The following is a 22,341-nucleotide window of genomic DNA, read 5'->3' on the forward strand; positions in this document are numbered from 1 at the left end:
GTCACCTGATCAACCGCCGTCCACATACTGGAGATGATCAGGTGGCCAACCGGTGTCGACCGGCGCCTGGATCAAGGAAGAGACAACGGTGACGGAGACGTTCGGGCGGCGGCTGCGGTGGCCGGTCCGGGACCGTGGCCTCAGAACACCCGCCGCCACCGCCACGGCCGGTCGCCGCACCGCCCGCGCAGGCAGCCGACCCGCCGCTGCGCCTCGGCCCGGGCGGCGTCGCCGCGCCAGGCGTGCTGCAGCATGTACGAGCAGGCGCGCAGTTCGCGGATGTCGCGCAGCGTCTCGTAGCCGGCCCAGCCGATGACGTCGTGGCCGTAGGCGGCGCAGAACTCGGCGTACCCGGCGGCGTCGAGCGTCCCGAACGAGGTCAGGCGGACCGCCGTCGACACCAGGTCCCACTCCGGCGGGCCGACGGCGAACCGCTCCAGGTCCAGCAGCCAGACGGTGCCGTCGTCGTCGGCCACCACGTTGCCCGCCCACGCGTCGCCGTGGACGACGCCGGCGGCGAGGCCGTCCGGCAGCTCGGCGAGCCGGTCCTCGAGGTCGGCGAGGTACCCGAGCAGCCATGCACGGTCCGCCGCCGGCACCGTCGGCGCCGCCTCGATCCGGTCCCGGATCCGCACGAACGGCGCCAGTTCCGGTAGCGCGAACTCGCCCGGCGGGTCGAGGGCGTGCAACCGGCGCAGGACGGCGGCCAGCTGCGGGTCGGCGGCCTCGTGGTGCGGCGGCAGCGCCCGCCAGAACGTCACCGGGACACCGTCGACGTCGACCGGCTGATCGACGCCGGGGAGGGCGCGGACGGCGGCCAGCCCGGACCGTTCCAGCCAGTGCGCGACGCGGACCTCCTTGCCCGCCGCGGCGGCCTGGCCGGACCGCCCGACCCGGGCGATGACCTGGCCGGGCAGCCGGTAGACGGAGTTCTCGGCGCGCCGGATCAGCTCGGCCGGCGTCGGGTCGAGCCCGGCGCTGAGGCAAGCGTGGTGCAGAACGCGGTGGGTGTCGTCGGCCGTCACGACGCCAGAGCGGTGGTGACCCGATGTCGCAGCTCGGCCACCTCGGGAACGCCGGCGTGCCGCCCGGCGTAGGTGCGTAGTTCGGCGAGGTCCATCGCGGCCCGGCGCGAGTGCAGCTGCCCGGCGTCGGTGACGGCGGCCAGCCCGATGCGCGCGGCCTCGCCGGGGTCGCCGACGGCCATCGTCAGCGACGCGAGCTTGGTCTGCGACATCGCCCGGGAGCGGACGTAGCCGGCGGTGTGGCCGTCGACGGCGGCCAGCAGGCGGGTCGCCGCCTCGGTGTCGTGGCCCTGCACCGTCAGGTCGAACAGCGCGTGCCCGGTGTCGCCGGCGTGCTGCGCGGCGTCGTAGTAGCCCATCCACGGCGGGTCGCCGGCCGGCGCGGTGTGCGCGAACGCGTCGTCGGCCTGTCCGACGGCGCGCAGGGTGTCCTGGTAGCGGCCGAGCTTGGCCAGCGCCCGTGCCCTTGCCGTGTGCAGCATGGCCTGCTCCGTCGCCGTCAGGCAGTCGGCGCGGACCAGCGCCAGCTCCGCGTACGTCAGGCCGAGGTCGTGCTCGCCGCGCCAGATCTCCTGCCGGGCCAGCGACGACAGCACCTTCGCCCGCAGGTGCCAGCTGCCGACTTCTTCGGAGCAGGCCAGCGCGAACTTGAAGATCTGCCGTGCGTCGTCGTACGCGCACGCGTCGAAGGCCATGTGCGCGGTGGCGTGGCCGAGCAGCCCGACCGCCTCGTGCAGCTCGACCCGCACCTCGGGCGTCGCCTGCGCGTTCAGCAGCTGGCCGAACCACCGCAGCTGCGCGTTCGCCGCTTCCCGGACGCCGGCGCCGCCGTGGCTGTGGCCCCAGCTGACCAGCAGGTCGGCGGCACCGCGGACCTGCTCGATCTCGCTGCGCCCGACCCGCTTCGGCGCGTCGCTCGGCCGCAGCGGCGCCAGCAGGTCGAGCAGTGTCGACGGCGAGGTCAGCAGGCCGCCGACGCCGACGAAGGCGGCCCGCAGGAACTCCTGCCGCCTCACGTCCGGCTCACCGCCCAGCGGTTCAGGGCCGGCGTCCTGCTGCTGTGCCGGCCGCAGCACCGGTGCGGCCTGCAGTCGCCGGGTGTTGACGAAGCCGAGGTCGCGGTCGGTCGCGGCGCCGAGCACCGCCCGTAACGCGTCGCGGTAGGCGGCCTGCGGCCAGCGGATGATGCCACGTTCGAGCTTGCCGACGTAGTTGTCGTCCAGCTCGGACAGCCGGCCGGTGCGCTCGAACAGCAGGGCGTTGACGCGGTCCGCCAGTTCCTGGCGGGACATCGCGGTCCCGGGCACGTCGGCTGACGGCGTGCTCTCGCGGGCCAGTCGCAGCTGCTCGTTCGGTTCGCGCACGATGTCTCCACGTACGTGGGGAGGAACATAATGGCATTCTCGGCGTATTGCTGTCAGGTGATCCGTAGAATCCCGAACCATCCCCACTCGCCTCCCCCGATGATCCCACCTCGATGCCCTACTGATCACCCAATTCCGGCGAAATGATCGGTACACGAGTCATGGCCGGTGCCTTTCTCCCGATTCGACACCGATCATGGATGCCGTGACTCGAGGCGGGTTGCCGGGCGACCACCCCGACCCCGGCAACCCGCCGCGAATTCCGGGGGACGCAGGGGGTTCGGAAGGTTGAGGCCGATGCTGCACCGCGACACGGAGTACGTCCTGACCTGGAACGCCGCCGACCACGCCTGGGAGGCGCGCCCGATCCGCCGGGAGGGACGGCGCATCGTCCCGCTCGCCGCCGACGGCGCCGCCGGCCGCCTCCCCGCCGTCTTCCCCGACATCGCCGGCGATTGAATGGCGCCGGCCGCGACACCCGGGACACCAAGGGCGATTCGTCCGAATTGTTCTGGGCGATTTCCACGGGGACGGGACAATCACATGCATGCAATTCCGCAGAACGTCGGGAATGACGGAAAGTCCAGTCGGCCGTTCGGCTGATACGGCGTTGGGGCGTTCGTCCGAGCGCCTCCCGGACCCGCGCGACGGGGATACGGGGAGAAAGGGCCGGGGGATCCGGGCGAAGGCAGCGCCCGGGTCCCCCGGCCCTCTTGCGCGTGATCATCAACCTTCTGGGCCGCCATCACGCCTCGGACCCTTGCTGATCATGGACGCCCCCAGCCGACCTGAGCCCCTGGGGGATCGTCGCGCCCCCGTACGTCGCCGAACGTAGACGCGAGATACGCCCCCAAGCCGACGTGCGAGCAGCACTCGCCTTCGTAGCGTGAAGCCACTCCCCACGGAGTCGGTGAAGGACCGCCGGAGCGGCAACTCCGGCGGTCCGCCGAGAAGGACAGTCCAAGCCGCGGACCCCTCTCTACGAAGGATGGTAGATCATGTCCACCACAGCCCCCGCCCGTCAGAGCACCGGCGTTCCCGCCCGCCGCGACCCGGTCGCCGTCGCCGCTCGGTGGCTGGCGGCGCACGGGATCCAGGCGCTCCAGGTCAGCCTCGGCGTCGTGGTGCTGGCATTCGGCGCGCTGAAGTTCTTCCCCGGCGCGAGCCCGGCGGAGCCGCTGGTCATGCGCACGGTCGACGCGTTGACGCTGGGCCTGGTGCACGGGCAGGCCGCCGTGGCGCTGACCGCGGTTATCGAGACGTTCATCGGGCTCACGCTGATCACCGGCGTGTTCCTGCGCACCGGCCTGGTGGTGCTGTCGGGGTCGCTGCTGGGGATGATGTCGCCGCTCGTGCTGTTCTTCGGCGACATGTTCCCGGACGGCACGCCGACGCTGGAGGCGCAGTACGTCTTCAAGGACATCATCCTGGCCGCGGCCGTGCTGGTGATCGGCGCCAAGGCGCTCGGCGCCCGGCTGGAGCCGAGCGACCGCTGACGCACCCCCTGAACCGGCGAGAGCGCCGGGCTCGCCCCCGCGAGCCCGGCGCTCTCGTCGTCCCCGTTCAGTTGCCGGCCTGCCACTTCCCCGCGACGGCGTCGGGCTCGCGCTCGCCGTCGGCCACTCCCGGCGACGACTCCACCGGCTCGGCGCCGGAATCGTCGCGCGCCGGAGTGCCGACGAGGAATGCGCCCGTCGCCAGCGTCCTGAACACCATGACTCCACGCTTCCAGCCCGGCGGAGTCGGCACATCGGACCTGGAGCCGAACCGCGGCCTACGTCGCTGGGCGTAGGGGCTCTCCCGTAAGGGGTACCCGGAGCGGAGCTCAGATCGCCCCGTGGACGACCTCGCCGCCGAGCACCGTCGCGACGACCGGGACGGCGGCGATGGCAGCCGGTTCGACGGTGCGCGGATCGGCGCCGAGCACGACGAGGTCGGCCTGCTTGCCGGCCGCCAGGCTGCCGGCGACGTCGTCGACGCGGCAGGCGTAGGCGCTGCCGGTGGTGTAGGCGGCCAGCGCCTGGTCGACGGTGACGGCCTCGTCCGGGCCGACGGGGGCGCCGCCGGAGCTGGTGCGGTCGACCATGAACTGGATCGCCCGCAGCGGGGCGCCGTCGGCCACCGGACGGTCCGAGCTGCCGGCGACGCGGACGCCGTGGTCGAGGAAGGACCGGCCGCGGTACATCCAGCCGCTGCGCTCCGGGCCCATGATCGTCGCGTATTCGTCGCCGAACGCGTGCAGGAACGTCGGCTGCACGACGGCGGTCAGCCCGGCCGCCGCCAGCCGCGGCAACTGCTCGGGGCGGACCAGCCCGCAGTGCTCGACGCGGTGCCGGGCGCCGGGCCGCGGGTGCGCCGCCTGCGCCGCGGTGACCACGGTGATCGCCTGGTCGACCGCGCCGTCACCGATGGCGTGGATGGCCAGCTGCCAGCCGGCCCGGTGCGCGTCGAGGATCAGGGCCGCCAGCTCGTCGTCACCGAACGCGAGCTGGCCGCTGCCGCCGTCCGAGCCGTCGGGCGTGAGGTACGGCGCGGTCAGGGCGGCGGTGCGGGCCATCATGCCGCCGTCCAGCCACAGCTTCAGCGCGCCGATCGACAGCCGGTCGTCGCCGAGGCCGGTGCGCAGCCCGAGGTCGACGGCGCGCACGATGCCGTCGCCGTCGGCCGCGCCGGACGGCCGCAGCATGGCCGCCGGCACCATCGTCTGAACGCGGACCGGCAACCGGCCCTGCTCGCGCGCGACCTGGTACGCGGCCAGTTCGACCGGCGACGACCCGGCGAGGTCGGTGACGATGCCCGCTTCGGCGACCGTCGTGATGCCCTGCGCCAGGCACTCGCGCCCGGCGATCTCGACGGCGGCGACGATCTCGTCCAGCGTGTACGGCAGCCGGCGGGCGCGGGCGATCGCCATCGCGCCCTCCTCCAGCAGGCCGGTCGGCCGGCCGCTCACGTCGCGGACGACGCCGGGGGCGTGCGCCGCGAACTCGTCCTCGGTGACGGTGGCGAGGACGGCGTCGGAGACCAGGCAGGCGTGCCCGGACAGGTGCCGGACGTAGAGCCGCCGGCCGGGCGCGGCCACCTCGAGGTCGTCGCGGGTCAGGTGCGCGCCGAGCGGACGCTGGTCGTACCCGGCGAGGTCGACCCAGCCGTCGCCGGGCACGGCGCCGGCCGCCCGGCGGACCGCGTCCAGCACGGAGTCGCGGGTGCGCAGCCCGGACAGGTCGACCAGACCGGCGGCCATGCCCGTCCACGCGAGATGACAGTGCGCGTCGATGAAACCCGGCAGCACCGTGGCGCCACCGAGATCGACCGTCCGCCGCGCCCGCAGCCCGTCGAGCTCCTCGTCCAGCCCGGCGATACGGCCCTGCCAGACGCCGAGCCGCGAGGCGCTCTGACGGGCCGGGTCCATGGTCACGATCCGGGCGCCGGTCACCAGCAGGTCGAGCTCCACGCGACCCTTCACTCCTCGCGACGGGCCAAGTCCGGCGCGAACGCGGGCAGGCAGACGGCGACGTAGTCGGCGCCGGCCGGGCCGGCGGTGTAGCGGACCCGCTCGCCGGCCGCGGTGAAGAGCGCCTGCCCGGCCGCGACCTCCACGCTGCCGCCGTCATGCTCGACGACGACACTGCCGGTGAGGACCAGCGTGATCTCGTCGAACTCCGGCGTCTGCGCCGGCTCGTCCCAGCCGGGCGGCGCCTGCATGCGGGCCACCGAGACCGCGCCGTTCTGGGTGGCGACGCGGCCGACGTACTCGTCGATGACCTTGCCGCCGGGCACCGGGATGCGGGCCGGCGCGTCGATCAGTCTCACCATGGCGCCGAGCGTAGACCGGTCAGCCGATGCGGTCGATGACCAGCGGCGGCAGGTCGGGCCGGCTGCCCTCCGGCGCGATGACGTACCCATCGTCCAGCGCCGAGAGCGCGCGGTCGAACCGGGCCGGCTCGTCGGTGTGCAGCGTCAGCAGCGGCTCACCGGCCCGGATGACGGCGCCCGGCTTGACATGCAGTTCGACACCGGCGGCGGCCTGGACGGACTCGTCCTTGCGCGCCCGGCCGGCGCCGAGCCGCCACGCGGCGACGCCCACCTGGTAGGCGTCCAGCCGGGTCAGCACCCCGGACGCCGGTGCGAGGACGGTGTGCGTCTCGCGCGCGACCGGCAGCGGCGCGTCCGGGTCGCCGCCCTGGGCCGCGATCATCCGCCGCCACACGTCCATCGCGGACCCGTCCTTCAGCGCGTCGGCCGGGTCCTTGCCGCCGGTCAGCCCCGCCGCGGCCAGCATCTCGCGGGCCAGCGTGACGGTCAGCTCGACGACGTCGTCGGGGCCGCCGCCGTCGAGCACCTCGACCGACTCGCGCACCTCCAGCGCGTTGCCCGCCGTCAGCCCGAGCGGGGTCTCCATGTTCGTGAGCAGCGCGACGGTGCGCACCCCGGCGTCCGAGCCGAGCTCGACCATGGTCGACGCCAGCTCGCGCGCCGACGAGACGTCCTTCATGAACGCGCCCGACCCGACCTTGACGTCGAGGACGAGCGCGCCGGTGCCCTCGGCGATCTTCTTGCTCATGATCGACGACGCGATCAGCGGGATCGCCTCGACGGTGCCGGTGACGTCGCGCAGCGCGTACAGCTTCTTGTCCGCCGGCGCGAGGTCGTCGCCGGCGGCGCACACCACCGCACCGGTCGAGCGCAGCACGTCCAGCATCTCGGCGGCCGACAGCGACGCGCGCCAGCCGGGGATCGACTCCAGCTTGTCCAGCGTGCCGCCGGTGTGACCGAGGCCGCGGCCGGACAACTGCGGGACGGCGGCGCCGCACGCGGCCACCGTCGGGGCCAGCGGCAGCGTGATCTTGTCGCCGACGCCGCCGGTGGAGTGCTTGTCGGTGGTAGCTCGCTCGACGCCCGCCCAGTCCATGCGCCGGCCGGTGCCGATCATCGCGTCGGTCCAGCGGGCGATCTCGCGCCGGGCCATGCCGTTGAGCAGGATCGCCATCGCCAGCGCCGACATCTGCTCGTCGGCCACGACGCCGCGCGTGTACGCGTCGACGACCCAGTCGATCTGCCCGTCGGACAGCTCGCCGCGGTCGCGCTTGGTCCGGATGACGTCGACGGCGTCGAAGGGTTCGGGTGCTGCCATGGTGGGATCATCGCACCTCCGGCCCGCCCGTACGGGGCCGGTATCCGGCCGCGAGGTCTGACGTCAGTCGCCTAGAGTCACGGGCATGACAACGGTGCGGCAGGCCTACCTCGACGCCGCGGGCGCGGCGCTCGCGCTGCTCGGCGACCCGGCGGTCGCGGCGCGCTGGGACGAGCCGAGCGCGCTCGACGCGTTCACCGTCGGCGGGCTGGCCGGGCACCTCGCCGGACAGGTGCTCGCGGTGCCGGACGTGCTGGCCACGCCGGTGCCGGACGAGCCGCCGGCGGCGCTGCTGGACCACTACACCCGGTCCACCTGGATCGGCGCCGGCGTCGACGCCGCGACGAACGTCGCGATCCGCGCGGGCGGCGACGCCAACGCCGTCGACGGTCCCGAGGCACTCGTGGAGCGGACGACGGCCGCGCTGGCCATGCTGCGGGCGGCGTTGTCCGCCGAGCCGGCCGGGCGGCTCGTCCACCTGACCGGCCGCTGGTCCCTCACCCTCGACGACTACCTGACGACGCGGCTGCTGGAGATCGCCGTCCACGACGACGACCTCGCCGTCAGCGTCGGCGTCGAGACGCCGGAGCTGACCGACGCCGCGCTGACCCCGGTGTTCGCTCTGCTCACGACGCTGTCAGTGCGCAAGCACGGCGCGCCGGCCGTGCTGCGTGCCCTCGCCCGGGCCGAGCGCGCGCCGTCGGACATCACCGCGATCTAGGTCGCGCCCCGGCCGCCGGGTGTCGCCGGCTCCGGGCGGAGGCTGGTGACGGCGACCGCCAGCGCCGCCGCGAGCAGGCCGGCGCAGACGGCGAAGGCCGCGGCGTAGCCGTCAGCCGACGCCTCGGCGGGGTTCGGGTCGATCGACGCCGCGGTGACGGCGATGGCGACCACGTTCAGAACCGAGATCCCGACCGCGCCGCCGATCTCTCGCACGGCGTTGGTCAATGCGCTGGCGACGCCCGCCGTCGCCGGCGCCACGCCCTGCAGAGCGAGGCTGACGATCGCGGTGAGGGCGATCCCGAAGCCGACGCCGAGGACGACCTGCGCGGGCAGGATCAGCGACCAGAACGAGGAGTCGGCGCGCAACCACGCCATCGGCGCCATCCCGCAGACGGCAAGGGCCAGGCCCACGGCGATGACGTTTCGCGCCGGCCAGACCGGCAGCAGCCGGCCGGCCGCGACCGCACCGACGAAGATGCCGACGCCGATCGGGACGAATGCCAGACCGGTGAGCAGTGCCGAGAGGTCCTGGACCCCCTGCAGGTAGAACGTCAGCAGGAGATAGAACGTGGACGCCACGGCATTGACGAGCAGGATGATCAGGAACGCGCCGCCGCGGGTGCGGTGCGCCAGGATGCCCAGCGGCATCATCGGCTCGGACGAGCGGCGTTGGAGCGCGACGAACAAGGTCAGCAGGGCGACGCCGCCCAGGATGAAGGCCAACGTGGTCGGTGCGAACCAGCCGTCCGCGGCGACGTTCGAGACGCCGTAGATGAAGGAGCCGACCCCGGCGGTGGCCGTGACCGCTCCGGGCAGGTCATACCGCGTCGGTCGTGCCGCGGTGCTCTCCTCGAGGTGGCGAAGCGCCAGGACCAGGATGACGAGACCGACCGGGAGGTTGATCAGCAGGCACCATCGCCACGATCCGAACGACGTCAACACGCCGCCGAGCACCATCCCGAGGATGCCGCCGGCGCCCGAGGTGACGCCGAAGATCGCGAACGCCTTGGCCCGGCCGGCGCCGTCGGTGTACGCAGTGGTCAGAATCGCCAGACCGGCTGGGGCGAGGAAGGCGGCCGAAGCGCCCTGCGCGGCGCGGGCCGCCAGCAGCATTGCCTCGTTCACGGCAAGACCGCCGAGGACCGAGGCGAGGGTGAAGCCGATCAGGCCCGCCACGAAGGTCTTCTGCCGCCCGCGGACGTCGGCGACCCGGCCACCGAGCAGCAGCAGCCCGCCGAAGGCCAGCGAGTAGCCGGTCACCACCCACTGCTTTCGCGAGTCGGCCAGGCCGAGGTCCGCCTGTGCGGATGGCAGCGCGATGTTGACCACCGACGCATCCAGCACGATCAGGAACTGAGCCGTCACGACGATCGCCAGGGTGTAGGCCCGTCGCCTTGCCGTCGCCGCTTCGGCCGCCACCCGATCGCCGGGTACGCGGCCCGGCCGGGCGTCATCGTGCTCGTCTATCGCCATGGGCACGACTTTACGACACTATGTCGCAAAGGCAATCGGGAGCACCTCCCGAGCTGGGCGACGGGTCGGGTTTCCGGTCCGGGCCGGGGACGTGCCCGTGGGATAGCGTTGGAGTGGATCGGGCGTCGGAGCTTGGAGTCGGGATGGCAGGCGCGAAGGCGACGCGGCGGATGGGCCGGCCCCCACTGGTCGATCGCGACGCGATCGTGCGAGCCGCCCTCGAGATCGGCTTCGCCAAGCTCACCATGTCCGCAGTCGGCCAGCGGCTGGGAGCATCGCACTCGACCCTCTACCGCTACTTCGCCAGCCGGAACGCCCTGGCCGCGGCCGCCATCGACCGCGCGGTGGACGCGGTCGACTGGCCGGAGCCCGGCGGTGACTGGCGCTCCTACCTCTCCGCCCTGGCGTCGTCGTACTGGGATCTCTACGACACGCATCCTGGCCTGGCCGCCGAGGTGTCCAGCCTGCGCTCGACCTCACGGGGCATGGTGGCCGTGACGAATCGTGCCGCGGTGGCGCTGCTGGGCTTCGGGTTCAGCGCCGCTCATGCCGTGCTGGTTCAGGACATGCTCGGCGAGCTCGTGACCCAGGCATTCCTCGGCGCACCGCCTCCGGCCGACGGCCAGCCGGCCGAGATCGACGGCCCCCAAGCCGGGGCCGACGGCCGGCACACGTTCAGCATCGTGAACGGCAGGCGAATGCGCCGGGCCGAACTGATCGAACCGTGGCTGACGCTGTACGACGAGCGGATCCGGGAGGAGTTCTCCGCCGCCGTCGCCCGCGATCCGCGCGAGCAGTTTCGCACCAAGCTCACCGTGCTTCTCGACGGCATCGAGGCCCTGCGGCGCCAGCCACCATGACCTGTCCTGCTCAGACGAGCCGGACGCCGAGGCGGTCGAGCACGGCGCCGATGGGGTTGCAGTAGGTGAGGCCCTGGCCGTCGGGCCCGCCGGTGTCGCTGCCGGCGAACAGCAGGCCGACCGCCTCGCGGGTGTCGGGCCGGTAGACCAGCGACCCGCTGTCGCCACCCGATGAGAAGCCGCCGGCGCCGCCGCCGGTGACCTCGATCTGGTCGTCGAAGTCGATGACGCCGGTCGGGTACTGGACGCTGATGCCGTCGATCTCGATGGCGCTGACCCGGCCGCGGGTGACGCCGGTGGTGCGGCCGGCCTTCTCGACCGCGACGTCGTCGGTGACGGCGACCCAGCCGGCCAGCGCACCGGCGGGGTACTGCGCGGACACCTCGACGCCGTCGTCGAGGCGCGCGGTGGCGGCGTCGACGAGGTTCGGCGCGACGGGGTCGAGCGAGACGACGCCGTCGAGGACGCCGATGCGGTCGGTGGCCGCCGTGCCGCCGTCGGCCACGCCCGGCTGCACGACGATGTCGCCGGCGGCGCCGCGGCCGGAGTCGGCGAGCACGTGGTTGTTCGACAGCGCCAGCACGGCGCCGGACCCGTCGACGACGAACGCGCCGATGGTGCCCGCCGTGACGTCGACGTGCGAGACGGACAGGCCGGGACGCAGCGGGCGCTGCCGTTGCCGCAGCTCGGCGGGGTCCCACTGGAACGCCCGCACCACCCCGACGTCGCGGACGTCGCAGTCGTCGCCGGCCAGCGAGCGGCCGGCCGCCGCGATCTCGTCGGCCAGCTCGGACGGCCCGAAGATCCGCACCGCCACCCCGTACGTCGCCGGCCCGACGACGCACACACCGACGGCGACGCCGCCCGTGGGGGTGTGCGGCCGCGGTGGCACGGCGAGAGCTGACGTCCGCCGCCGGAGTTCGGCCTTGATCTCACGCGCGGTCAGCAGTTCCATGGCGACTCCCGGGGACGGTCGCGGACAAACCCCGCCGGGGAAGCGTCACGCGCACCGAACGCTCGGGTACGGACCCCGCCCGGCTGGGAGGGCTTCCCACCCTATGGGCGGGCGCTGACACTCGCGTAGCTCGTGCCCACGCGCGGCGGCGGCCGGCGACCACCGAACCGGGCGCCGCGGCGCGGCTGGATGAGTGGGTCCGCTTGATCTTGGCTACGCAGCCTGCGTGGCCGGCCGGGGTCCGAGGACAGGGTGCGTCGCCCGGGGCCGCAGCCGCTGCCAACTGGCCACCGTGCCAGCCGGCCGGTCCGCGCGGCGGTCGGGCAGGTCAAGTCGGTTGGGCCGGGCTTCTCGTTGGCTGGCCGACCGTGCGCCCGGGTCCGCCACGGCCGCCGGAGGCCGTGCCGTTGGCCGTCCCCCTGGCGCCCATTCTCTCAGCCGCCTGACCGCGCCTCAAGCGGACCCATGGGGCGCTTCGCGCGTGGGGTGTCCGCTTGACCCGCGGTCCCGCGGCCAAGAACGGGCACCTATCAGGGGGACGGGGAAAGACTGGGCACACCTCGCCGTCCGCCACCGTGACCCCGGGGCCGCCACGGCACACCCACCGCCGAGTTGATCATGGAGAAATCGGGGTCCCCGTGCGCCGGAACCCCACTTTGCCCATGATCAACTCGGGTGGCGGGGCTGGTGGGGGCCGTGGGGCCGGTGGGGTGGGGCGGCGGCTTCCGCGACCGTGGGCACCGTCGGCGGGAGTCGAGGACGACCGAACGGTGCACCGGCACGAACGACGAACGCCAGCCAGGCGAACGGCGAACGGTGCACCGGGGCGGGCCTGTGCCCGCACTTTCCCCGTCCCCCTGATAGCTGCCCGTACTTAGACCGCGCGTGCGGGTCAAGTCCAAGCCCCCAAGCCCAGCGAACGCCGACCACAGCGGCGCGGACTTGAGGCTCGGGTGGCCGGCTAAGAAAATGGGCAGCAGGGGGACGACCCACTACCGCAAGCGGCGAACCGCGCGACAACGGCGAACCGTTACACGATCCCCACCTCACCGTGTGGATCCGCTGCGTCGAGTGGGGCGGATCACTGTTCCCCTGACAACAGCAACGCCACCCAGCAAGCACAGTGATCCCACCCAGTGACGCGCCAGGGCGCACAGTCGCCGCGGCCGAGATCGACGTGAGATCGCTGCGGAAACGACGCGGCATCACTGTCGCGGACACGACAGCGTTCTCACATCGATTACGCACCGATCCCACGCTGTGCGCCGGGCCGTGCCACCCAACGTGGCTGGTCAGACGCTGCGACTGCACATGTGGAGAGCTAGGGGTGCGGCGGCAGCTGTTCCGGCCCGAAGGCCTGCGGCAGCACCTGGTCCATCGTCTGGATGCCGAGCGGCGTGTCGACCAGCAGCGCCGCCCCGCCGTGCTCCCACAGTAGTTGCCGGCAGCGCCCGCAGGGCATGGTCAGCCGCCGGTCGGCGCCGCCGACGCAGGTGAACGCGACCAGGCGGCCGCCACCGCCCGCGACCAGCGACGACACCAGGCCGCACTCGGCGCACAGGGTGACACCGTAGGCGGCGTTCTCGACGTTGCAGCCGACGACCACCCGGCCGTCGGACACCAGGGCGGCGGCGCCGACGGGGAACCCGGAGTACGGCGCGTAGGCCCGCGCCGCCACCTCCACAGCGGCGGCGCGCAGCAGGGCCCAGTCGACAGCCGTCACGACTTCACGTACGGCTCGCCGTCGGCGGCCGGCGCCCGGACCCGGCCGACCAGCCCGGCGACCGCGAAGATCGTCAGGATGTACGGCAGCATCAGCATGAACTCGCTGGGGATCGGCGTGCCGATGATGCCGAGCACGCTCTGCAGGTTGTTCGCGAACCCGAACAGCAGCGCCGCACCCAGCGCGCCGAGCGGGCTCCACCGCCCGAAGATCATCGCCGCCAGCGCGATGAAGCCCTGGCCGGCCGACATCTCGCGGCTGAACGCGCCGACGTTGCCGAGTGTGAAGAACGCGCCGCCGAACCCGGCCACCGCGCCGCCGAGCAGGACGTTGCGGAAGCGCACCGTGTTGACGCGGATGCCCAGCGTGTCGGCGGCCTTCGGGTGCTCACCGACGGAGCGGACGCGCAGGCCCCAGCGGGTGCGGAACAGCGCGACGTGCACCAGCGCGACGGTGACGTACATGGCGTAGACGATGATCGTCTGCTCGAACAGCACCGGCCCGATGACCGGGATCTCGCTGAGCAGCGGGATCTCCACCCGCGGCAGCGTGCCCGGGCTGTTCCACGTGGCCGCCTCGGGCGCCAGCAACTGCCCGTACAGGAAGTTCGTCACGCCGAGCACGAGCACGTTCAGCACGACGCCGACGATGATCTGGTTGACGACGTACTTGATCGCGAAGACCGCCAGCACGAACGCCACCAGCAGCCCGGCCACGACCGCCGCGACGAGGCCGACGTACAGGCTCCCGGTCAGGGTGGCGACGACGGCGGACAGGAACGCGCCGGCCAGCAGCTGGCCCTCGATGGCGATGTTGATGACGCCGGCCCGCTCGCACAGCACCCCGGACAGCGCGCCGAAGACCAGCGGCACCGACAGCGCCAGCGCACCCTGCATCAGTGACGTGAACGAGATCTGCTCGCCGGCGACGGCCCAGACGAGGAACGCCAGCACGAACGCGATCGCGAACAGCACCGTCAGCCAGGCCGGCGCGGCCTGCCCGGCGCGCACCAGCCAGGCCGAGTACGCCGCGACGACGACGCACACCAGCGACAGCCCGAGCGCGACCGGCTGCGACGACAGCGCCAGCGGGTCGATCTGCCAGGCGTCGGAGCTGGTGGAGATGCCGAACGTGCTGGTCTCGCCGGATTCGCCGAGGACGCCGAACGCGATGACGGCGACCAGCGCGAGCAGGCCGAACACGATCGGCGCCTTCCAGCTGGGCCGGACGGCGAGGTCGGCGCTCACCGCGGGAGAAGCGGTCATGGTCGACGCGCTCACGCGCCCCACCCCCTCTGCAGCCCGGCGACGGGTTGCCCGGCCGACCGGACCGGGACCCGGAAGATGGCCCGGACCAGTGGCGGCGCCGCGATGAACAGCACGATGAGCGACTGGATGACGACGATGATGTCGATGGGCGTGCCGGTGCTGGCCTGCATGGGCACGCCGCCGGCGCGCAGCGCGCCGAACAGCAGGCCGGCGGCCACCGTGCCCCACGGGCTGGCCCTGCCGAGCAGCGCGACGGTGATGGCGTCGAAGCCGATTCCGGCCGAGATGCCGGCCGTGAGGTACCGCTCGGTCCCCAGCACCTGCATGACGCCCGCCAGCCCGGACAGGCCGCCGGCCAGCACCATCACCCAGATGTAGGTGTGGCCGACGGACATGCCGGCGGTGCGCGCGGCGTTGGGGTTGGCCCCGACGGCGCGGAACTCGAAGCCCATCGTGCTGCGCTCGAGCAGCCACCACACGCCGAACGCTGCCAGGATGACCAGCACGAACCCGAGGTGCAGCCGCGAGTCGTCGAAGAACCTGGGCAGCTGCGCGGAGCCGTCGACGATCGGGCTGACGGGGTTGGAGGCGCCGGGCCGCTGGAACGCCGCCGTCGTGAGCAGGTAGGCGATGAGGAACCGCGCTACGTAGTTGAGCATGATCGTGACGATGACCTCGTGCGCCCCGGTGCGCGCCTTGAGCACGCCGACGATGCCGGCCCACAGCGCGCCGCCCACGATGCCGGCCAGCACACCGACGATCAGGTGCAGGCCGGTCGGCAGGTGCCAGCCGAAGCCGACGTAGCCGGCCAGGATGGCGCCCAGGATGATCTGGCCCTCGGCGCCGATGTTGAACAGGCCGGCCCGGAACGCCAGCGCGACGCCGAGACCCGCGGCGATGAGCGGCGCGGCGTTGGTGGCGGTCTCCGCCAGCGGCCGCAGCGCCCGCCCGAGGGTGTACTCGTTGACGTCGATGATCGAGCCGGTGAACAGCGCGCCGTACGCGTCGCTGATGGCGTTCCACGCGGCCGAGAGGGTGTCGCCGGGCCGGGTGAAGAAGTAGTCCGCGCGGTCCTGGACGTCCGGGTCGGACGCGGCGATCAGCACGGCCCCGATGACCAGCGCCAGCAGCACCGAGAGGATGGTCACCAAGATGCTGCCGCCGGTCAGCTCGCGCATGAACCGCTGGAAGACGGTCTCCTGCCGCGGTGGGGGCGGCTCCTCCTCGGACGCGGCGGGCTCGGGCGCCTCGGCGGGTGGCTTGGTGTCGGTCACGACTGTCCGTCCTCCGGGTCACTGACGGCGGGCGCGTCGTCGGCGGCCAGCGAGACCTCCGTCGGGTTCGCCTCGGCCTCGGCCTGCGCCTCGTCCGGCGCGATGCCGGCCATCATCAGGCCGAGCACGTCGCGGCCGGTGTCACCGGGCACGATGCCGACGATGCGGCCGCGGTACATGACGGCGATGCGGTCGGCCAGCGCGCTGATCTCGTCCAGTTCGGTGGAGACGATGATGACCGGCGTGCCGTTGTCGCGCTCGCGCACGATGCGCTTGTGCACGAACTCGATCGAGCCGACGTCGAGGCCGCGGGTCGGCTGGGCGGCGATGAACAGCTTGAGCGGCCGCGACAGCTCCCGGGCGACGACGACCTTCTGCTGGTTGCCGCCGGACAGCGTGCCGGCCGGGGTGTCGATGCCGCTGGTGCGGATGTCGAACTCCTCGACCCGCTGCCGCGCGTTCTTCGCCAGTTCCGCGCCGCGCAGGGACAGGCCGCGGGCGAACGGGGCGCGCTTGTAGAGGTCGAGGACGAGGTTCTCGGCGACGGAGAAGCTGGAGACGATGCCGTCGACGGTGCGGTCCTCGGGCACGAACCCGACGCCGGCGTCGAGCACGTCGTCGACGCCGCGGCCGAGCAGTTCCCTGCCGTCGAGGCGGATCGACCCGGTGACGTGCTCCTGCACGCCGAGGATCGCCTCGACCAGTTCGGTCTGGCCGTTGCCCTGGACGCCGCCGACGGCGAGGATCTCGCCGCCGCGCACGTCGAAGGAGACGTGGTCGACGACGGCGGCGCCGCGGTCGTCGACCACACTGAGGTCGTCGATGGCGAACGCGACGTCGCCGGGCTCGGCCGGCGCCTTGTCGACGGTGAGGCTGACGGAGCGGCCGACCATCATCGAGGCCAGCTCGTTCTCCGACGCGTCCGGCGACGCCTCGCCGACGACGGCGCCGCGGCGGATGACGGTGATGCGGTCGGCGATGGCCCTGACCTCGCGCAGCTTGTGGGTGATGAACACGATCGACGTGCCGTCGGCCTTGAGCTGGCGCATGATCGCGATCAGCTCGTCGGTCTCCTGCGGCGTCAGCACCGCCGTCGGCTCGTCGAGGATGAGCACGTCGGCCTTGCGGACCAGCGCCTTGATGATCTCGACCCGCTGCTGGACACCGACGGGGAGGTCCTCGACCCGGGCGTCGGGGTCGACGTTGAAGCCGTAGCGGTCGGAGATCTCGCGGACGTCGCGCCGGGCGGCGTCCATGTCGAGCAGGCCGGCAGCGCCGACGTGCTCCTGGCCGAGCATGACGTTCTCGGCGACGGTGAACACCGGGACCAGCATGAAGTGCTGGTGCACCATGCCGATGCCGGCCGCCATGGCGTCGCCGGGCCCGGAGAACGCGACCTTGTTGTCGTTGACGACGATCTGGCCGTCGTCGGGCTGGTACAGGCCGTACAGCACGTTCATCAGCGTGCTCTTGCCGGCGCCGTTCTCACCGAGCAGGCAGTGGATCTCGCCCGGCTCGACCACCAGGTCGATGGAATCGTTGGCCACCAGGCTGCCGAAGCGCTTGGTGATGCCGCGCAGTTCGAGCTTCAACGGCCGGACCGCCCTCCTCGTGGTGCGAGCGATGAAGTGAGCACGACGCTACCCCGAACGGCCCACTGAGCGGGCCGTTCGGGGTAGCCGTGACCGACTGTCAGGAGAACGCCGCGTCCGACTCGACGACGAGCTCGCCGGAGATGATCTGCTCCTGGATCTGCGCCAGCTCGTCCTTCGTCTCCTGCGAGACCTCGCCGTCGAAATCGTGGAACGGCGCGATGCCGACGCCGCCGTTCTCCAGCGTGCCGACGTACGGCTCGTTGGTGAACGCGTCGTCCGCCGCCTCCTGCGTCGCCGCGAGGACGGCCTGGTCCATGCCCTTGAGAACGGACGTCAGGATGACGGGGCCGTAGTCGGGCGCGGACTCGAAGCCGTCGGAGTCGGCCCAGACGACGGTGACGTCGCCGGCCGCCTGCGCCGCGATGGCCGCGCTCTCGGCCAGCGGGCCGGCGACCGGGTGCAGCACGTCGGCGCCCTGGCTGATGAGGTTGTCGCTGATCTGGCGGGCGAGGCCGGTGTTGGCGAAGTCGCCGACGAACTGGCCCTCCTGGGTGGCCTTGTCCCAGCCGAGCACCTGGACGTCGCCGCCCTTCTGCTCGTTGAAGTACTGGACGCCGTCGTAGAAGCCGTCCATGAAGATCGTGACCGTCGGGATCTTCGCGCCGCCCCAGGTGCCGACGATGCCGGTCTTGGAGTAGGCGGCCGACGCGTAACCGGCCAGGAACGCCGCCTCCTGAGTGTTGAACACCAGGGGCTTGACGTTGTCGATGGCGATGGGCGCGCCGGTCTCGTCGGCGTACTGGAAGTCGACGATGGCGAAGTTCTCGTCGGGGTTGGCCTCGGCCGCCTCGCTGGTCGCGTCGGCCAGCAGGAAGCCGACCGTCACGATGAGGCCGCAGTCGTCCTGCACCATGGCGTCGACGTTGGGGCCGTAGTCCGCGTCGGTCTGCGACTCGGCGAACTTCGGCTCCGGGATGATGCCCTCTTCCTGGGCCAGCACGAGGCCGTTGTACGACGTCTCGTTGAACGACTTGTCGTTGATGCCGCCCTGGTCAGACACCATGCACGCGGTGAAGTCGGCACTGCCGCCCGTGCTGTCGCCGGTGGCCGTGCCGTCGCCGTCCTCGTCCGGAGCCTCACCACAGGCCGCGACCGCGAGCGCGACGGCGCTCACTGCGGCTGCGAGCCGAAACCTCTTGTTCATCTGCCCCTCCAGGCCCCAGATGGTCGATCGGCCGTGCCACGCGTGTCCGGTGAGGCCGAAATCGCTACGAATCCAAGCCGTAGGCTAACCGCCTATCTCGCCATTTGAACGCAGGGTGGACCGCCGAGATGTATCCGTGACCAAGTCGCTGTCGAACCGCCGCACAGCCTGAACGCCCGAAACGTCCCCTCAGCGGGCGCGTTTGACGATGGTCTGCACCTCGGCGACCGGGACGTTCACCGTCGACTCGCGGCGCAGCGGGTCGAGGTCGCCGCCGACGGTGCTGCCGTCCTGCTCCTGCCCCTCCCACGACGCCGTCCACTCGGTGGCGGCGGTGACGGGGTAGCCGCCCGGGTAGGCGACGGAGGCGCGGGTGAACTGGACGCTGCACCCGCCAGTGTCGGCCGCGCCGGGCGCCCAGGCCTGCTGGGCGAGCTCCGGGTCGCACTGGCGCGACCCGTTCGGCGACGCGATGGACAGGCCGTCGGTGGTCGCGGTGACCTCGGCCCACACGTCGGTGCCGACGACGTCGGCGCGGATGGTGCGGGTGCCGCCGCTGCCGCCGACCATCTCGGGGTCGACCACCCAGAACCAGGTGTTCACGTTGACGAACGTGGCGCCGTCGAGGCTGTCGGCCAGCTTCGGGTTGCGGTCGACCTCCGGCTCGGCGATGACCATGTGCTCGCGCGCCTCGATGGCCAGCGTCTCGGGATCGACGGCCGGCGCCGGCTCCTCACCCGTGACGAACCAGCTGTACATCACGCCGGCCTCGCCGCCGCCGTAGTAGTCGGAGAGCTGCTCCACGTGCGGCGAGCACTCGAGCGGCTCGGGCCCGCCGATGGTGTACCAGGTGACGTCGACGCCGGACTCCTCGAGCGCGATGGCCTCGAGGAACTCGGGCGTGTCCGGGAAGGCCAGCTGGCCGATGGCCGCGTGACCGGAGAGGAAGGGCCGCACTTCCTGGAACCACTCGTAGAACGCCACCGGATCGGTGCCGTCGACCGGCGCACCTTCGATGAACGAGGTCGACACCGACTCCCACCAGCAGATGGGCGGGATCGAGACCGTGTAGCTGCCGCCGTCGCCGGGCGCGCCGTCGCCGGTCAGGACGACCTCGACGCCGACCTCGTAGCCGTCGCCGGTGTCGTCGCCGCCGGAGCCGCCACGGGCGGCGGCCAGCGCGGGCGCGGTCAGCACCAGCGCGGCGCAGGTCAGCACGGCGGACAGACTTCTCACGACGGCCCTCATGGCTCGCTCACTCCACGGTGGTTTCGGTCACATCGGGCGGACCCGGACTTTACCATCGGCAACGGACGCCGTCAGCCGGGTATCTCACTCGCAGGGCTCGGGGTCGGCCTGTTCGGTGTCGGACGCCAGCCAGTCGCCGTCGACGAGGGTCAGCGTCAGCACCAGCCGCTCGACCTCGGGCTGTGGCTCGGCCGTGCCGCGGGTGTACTGCACCCAGTCGCGCATGATGGTGCAGAGGTCGACCTCGGCGGTGGTGTCGGTGACGGTGACGTCGCGCAGCCGGAGCTCGGTCGGCTCGCCGACGACCACCCGCTGCTTCGACACCGACTCGACGAGGTAGTTGAGCAGGCGGCCGAGCTGGGGGTCGACGGCCGTGCGCAGGATGCCGGACTGCTCGTCGCCGGCGCCGAACAGCACAGCGTCCCAGCTGGCCATGAACCGGCCGGCCGCCAGCAGCACCGCGCGCTCGTCGTCGGTGGCGTCGTCGGGCGGCTCGATGGGCAGTTCGGCGCTCAGCTCGACGGTGCGCTCCTCGCCGGGCGGCTGGTAGGGCGGTGTGAACGCGGCGGCCGGCTCGGGCGCGGGGGCGGACGGGACGTCGCCGGCCACCGTCGGCGGGTCGGACGGGACGGTGGACGCGGACGTCGTGACGTCGGCGCTGCCGGTCGAGGAGCCCAGGCCGGTCGGTTCCTCGCCCGCCGCCGAGCAGCCGGCCGGCAGCAGGAACGCGGCCACGGCGGCGCCCACCGCCAGCGCGCGTCGGCTCATGCGTCCCTCCGTCGATGTGCTGATCGGCACATCGTACGTTCCGCGCCGGACAGTCGTCAGATGCCGGCCGGCGGCGTGTACGTCCCCCACACCTCGCGCAGGGCGTCGCACACCTCGCCGACGGTGGCCCGGGCGGCCAGCGCCGCGCGCATCGGGACCAGCACGTTGTCGCTGCCGGCCGCGGCCGCCCGCATGGCGTCGAGCTCGCGGCCCACCGTGTCGCCGTCGCGGGACGAGCGCAGCGCGGCCAGCCGGGCGGCCTGCGCCTCCTCGATGGCGGGGTCGACCCGCAGCGGCTCGTACGGCTCCTCGTCGTTGCTGACGTACCGGTTGACGCCGACGACGGTGCGCGCGCCGGCGTCGATCTGCTTGGCGACGTCGTACGCGGACTGCTCGATCTGGTCCTTCTGGAAACCGCGCTCGATCGCCGCGACGGCGCCGCCCATGTCCTCGACCCGCGTCATCAGCTCGACGGCGGCCGCTTCCAGCTCGTCGGTGAGCGACTCGACGGCGTACGAGCCGGCGAACGGGTCGACGGTGCTGGTGACGTCGGTCTCGTAGGCCAGCACCTGCTGGGTGCGCAGCGCCAGCCGAGCCGCCTTCTCCGTCGGCAGCGCGATGGCCTCGTCGTAGGAGTTCGTGTGCAGCGACTGGGTGCCGCCGAGCACCGCGGCCAGCGCCTGCACCGCGACCCGCACCATGTTCACCTCGGGCTGCTGCGCCGTGAGCTGCACGCCCGCCGTCTGGGTGTGGAACCGCAGCATCTGCGACTTCGGGTTGGTCGCGCCGAACTCGTCGCGCATGACGCGGGCCCAGATGCGCCGGGCGGCGCGGAACTTCGCGACCTCCTCGAGCAGCGTCGTCCGCGACACGAAGAAGAACGACAGCCGCGGCGCGAACTCGTCGACGCCCAGCCCTGCGCTCAGGGCCGCGCGGACGTACTCGCGCGCGTTGGCCAGCGTGAACGCGACCTCCTGCACGGGCGTCGCGCCGGCCTCGGCCATGTGGTAGCCGGAGATCGAGATGGTGTTCCAGCGCGGCAGCTCGCGTTGGCAGTAGCCGAAGATGTCGCTGGTCAGCCGCAGCGACGCGGCCGGCGGGTAGATGTAGGTGCCGCGTGCGATGTACTCCTTGAGCACGTCGTTCTGGACGGTGCCGGTCAGACGGTCGCCCGGCACGCCCTGCTCCTGACCGACCAGCTGGTACAGCAGCAACAACAGCGACGCCGGCGCGTTGATCGTCATCGACGTCGACACCTCGCCCAGCGGGATGCCGTCGAACAGCACGCGCATGTCCTCGACCGAGTCGATCGCGACGCCGACCTTGCCGACCTCGCCGGCCGCCACCGTCGCGTCGGAGTCGTACCCCATCTGCGTGGGCAGGTCGAACGCGACGGACAGCCCGCCGGTGCCGGCCTCGACCAGCTGGTGGTAGCGCCGGTTCGACTCGGCGGCGGTGCCGAATCCGGCGTACTGCCGCATGGTCCACGGCCGCCCGGTGTACATCGTCGGGTAGACGCCGCGGGTGTACGGGTACGCGCCGGGCTCGCCCAGCCGCTGCTCCGCCGGCCAGCCGTCCAGCGCTTCCGGGCCGTAGACGGGCTCGATCGGGAGCCCGGACTCCGTGCTGCTCATAGTGCTGCCCACGGTAGTGACCCGGCCGGGTGTGTGGGTGGTGACATTCTGCACAACGGCCGGACGGCACGACAGCGGCGTCCGGTTCGCCGCGCG

The 22,341-nt window shown here is 72.5% G+C and carries 20 protein-coding genes; 4 read left to right on the forward strand and 16 right to left on the reverse strand.

From position 1 onward, the window contains the following. Nucleotides 1-140: 140 nt before the first annotated feature. Nucleotides 141-1,025: a phosphotransferase family protein gene (locus tag ACW62_RS25990; RefSeq protein ID WP_053207021.1), complete on the reverse strand. Its 885-nt coding sequence runs from the start codon at nt 1,023-1,025 to the stop codon at nt 141-143. Next, the gene (locus ACW62_RS25995; protein ID WP_205629605.1) at nt 1,022-2,389 is read right to left on the reverse strand and encodes an NsdA family TPR-like regulatory protein; all 1,368 of its coding nucleotides are present in this window, start codon (nt 2,387-2,389) and stop codon (nt 1,022-1,024) included. Before ACW62_RS25995 ends, ACW62_RS25990 begins: the two co-directional genes overlap by 4 nt. Nucleotides 2,390-2,686: 297 nt before the next feature. On the opposite strand from ACW62_RS25995, the gene ACW62_RS34355 reads away from it, so the two are divergent. Next, nucleotides 2,687-2,848, forward strand: coding sequence for a hypothetical protein (locus ACW62_RS34355; protein ID WP_157574980.1), 162 nt, complete (start codon nt 2,687-2,689; stop codon nt 2,846-2,848). 539 nt (nt 2,849-3,387) lie between these two features. Then, the gene (locus tag ACW62_RS26000; RefSeq protein WP_053207022.1) at nt 3,388-3,885 is read left to right on the forward strand and encodes a hypothetical protein; all 498 of its coding nucleotides are present in this window, start codon (nt 3,388-3,390) and stop codon (nt 3,883-3,885) included. A 67-nt stretch (nt 3,886-3,952) separates the two neighbouring features. On the opposite strand, the gene ACW62_RS34360 is transcribed toward ACW62_RS26000, so the two are convergent. The 4 genes from ACW62_RS34360 to ACW62_RS26015 form a co-directional block, all read right to left on the reverse strand. Continuing rightward, entirely contained in the window at nt 3,953-4,105 is a 153-nt protein-coding gene (locus ACW62_RS34360) for a hypothetical protein (protein WP_157574981.1), read from the reverse strand. A gap of 109 nt (nt 4,106-4,214) precedes the next feature. Beyond that, the gene (locus tag ACW62_RS26005; RefSeq protein WP_053207054.1) at nt 4,215-5,798 is read right to left on the reverse strand and encodes an amidohydrolase; all 1,584 of its coding nucleotides are present in this window, start codon (nt 5,796-5,798) and stop codon (nt 4,215-4,217) included. Between the two features lie 50 nt (nt 5,799-5,848). After that, nucleotides 5,849-6,202 (reverse strand): cupin domain-containing protein, encoded by a 354-nt coding sequence (locus tag ACW62_RS26010; protein ID WP_053207023.1) that lies wholly within the window; start codon nt 6,200-6,202, stop codon nt 5,849-5,851. A 19-nt stretch (nt 6,203-6,221) separates the two neighbouring features. Further along, nucleotides 6,222-7,520 carry a thymidine phosphorylase gene (locus ACW62_RS26015; protein ID WP_053207024.1) on the reverse strand — a complete coding sequence of 433 codons (1,299 nt, stop codon included), beginning with the start codon at nt 7,518-7,520 and terminating at the stop codon, nt 6,222-6,224. An 85-nt stretch (nt 7,521-7,605) separates the two neighbouring features. Here ACW62_RS26015 and ACW62_RS26020 point away from each other — a divergent pair, with 85 nt between their 5' ends. Beyond that, nucleotides 7,606-8,241, forward strand: coding sequence for a maleylpyruvate isomerase N-terminal domain-containing protein (locus ACW62_RS26020; RefSeq protein ID WP_053207025.1), 636 nt, complete (start codon nt 7,606-7,608; stop codon nt 8,239-8,241). Here ACW62_RS26020 and ACW62_RS26025 read toward each other — a convergent pair. Continuing rightward, nucleotides 8,238-9,716: an MFS transporter gene (locus ACW62_RS26025; protein ID WP_083460177.1), complete on the reverse strand. Its 1,479-nt coding sequence runs from the start codon at nt 9,714-9,716 to the stop codon at nt 8,238-8,240. The two genes, ACW62_RS26020 and ACW62_RS26025, sit on opposite strands and share 4 nt — an antisense overlap. A 143-nt stretch (nt 9,717-9,859) precedes the next feature. Here ACW62_RS26025 and ACW62_RS26030 point away from each other — a divergent pair, with 143 nt between their 5' ends. Further along, nucleotides 9,860-10,576 carry a TetR/AcrR family transcriptional regulator gene (locus tag ACW62_RS26030; protein ID WP_053207027.1) on the forward strand — a complete coding sequence of 239 codons (717 nt, stop codon included), beginning with the start codon at nt 9,860-9,862 and terminating at the stop codon, nt 10,574-10,576. A gap of 10 nt (nt 10,577-10,586) precedes the next feature. Here ACW62_RS26030 and ACW62_RS26035 read toward each other — a convergent pair whose 3' ends face one another. The 9 genes from ACW62_RS26035 to ACW62_RS26075 form a co-directional block, all read right to left on the reverse strand. Continuing rightward, the gene (locus tag ACW62_RS26035; protein WP_053207028.1) at nt 10,587-11,531 is read right to left on the reverse strand and encodes a hypothetical protein; all 945 of its coding nucleotides are present in this window, start codon (nt 11,529-11,531) and stop codon (nt 10,587-10,589) included. 1,321 nt (nt 11,532-12,852) lie between these two features. Continuing rightward, nucleotides 12,853-13,254: a cytidine deaminase gene (locus tag ACW62_RS26040; protein WP_053207029.1), complete on the reverse strand. Its 402-nt coding sequence runs from the start codon at nt 13,252-13,254 to the stop codon at nt 12,853-12,855. Beyond that, on the reverse strand, nt 13,251-14,534 hold the full coding sequence (locus ACW62_RS26045; protein ID WP_053207055.1) for an ABC transporter permease: 1,284 nt from the start codon (nt 14,532-14,534) through the stop codon (nt 13,251-13,253). The genes ACW62_RS26040 and ACW62_RS26045 overlap by 4 nt, the downstream gene beginning before the upstream one ends. Beyond that, a complete protein-coding gene (locus tag ACW62_RS26050) occupies nt 14,531-15,796 on the reverse strand; it encodes an ABC transporter permease (protein WP_205629607.1) in 1,266 nt (421 codons plus the stop codon). The genes ACW62_RS26045 and ACW62_RS26050 overlap by 4 nt, the downstream gene beginning before the upstream one ends. Beyond that, entirely contained in the window at nt 15,793-17,388 is a 1,596-nt protein-coding gene (locus ACW62_RS26055) for an ABC transporter ATP-binding protein (RefSeq protein WP_053207030.1), read from the reverse strand. Before ACW62_RS26055 ends, ACW62_RS26050 begins: the two co-directional genes overlap by 4 nt. Nucleotides 17,389-17,488: 100 nt before the next feature. Then, nucleotides 17,489-18,595 (reverse strand): BMP family lipoprotein, encoded by a 1,107-nt coding sequence (locus tag ACW62_RS26060; RefSeq protein WP_053207031.1) that lies wholly within the window; start codon nt 18,593-18,595, stop codon nt 17,489-17,491. A gap of 189 nt (nt 18,596-18,784) precedes the next feature. After that, nucleotides 18,785-19,831 (reverse strand): hypothetical protein, encoded by a 1,047-nt coding sequence (locus ACW62_RS26065; RefSeq protein ID WP_157574982.1) that lies wholly within the window; start codon nt 19,829-19,831, stop codon nt 18,785-18,787. A 96-nt stretch (nt 19,832-19,927) separates the two neighbouring features. Further along, nucleotides 19,928-20,611: a hypothetical protein gene (locus ACW62_RS26070; RefSeq protein WP_053207033.1), complete on the reverse strand. Its 684-nt coding sequence runs from the start codon at nt 20,609-20,611 to the stop codon at nt 19,928-19,930. Nucleotides 20,612-20,667: 56 nt separating this feature from the next. Then, on the reverse strand, nt 20,668-22,245 hold the full coding sequence (locus ACW62_RS26075; protein WP_053207034.1) for an acyl-CoA mutase large subunit family protein: 1,578 nt from the start codon (nt 22,243-22,245) through the stop codon (nt 20,668-20,670). Nucleotides 22,246-22,341: the final 96 nt, after the last annotated feature.

It is taken from the genome of Jiangella muralis (assembly GCF_001270745.1).
In the GTDB taxonomy this organism is placed as follows: domain Bacteria; phylum Actinomycetota; class Actinomycetes; order Jiangellales; family Jiangellaceae; genus Jiangella; species Jiangella muralis.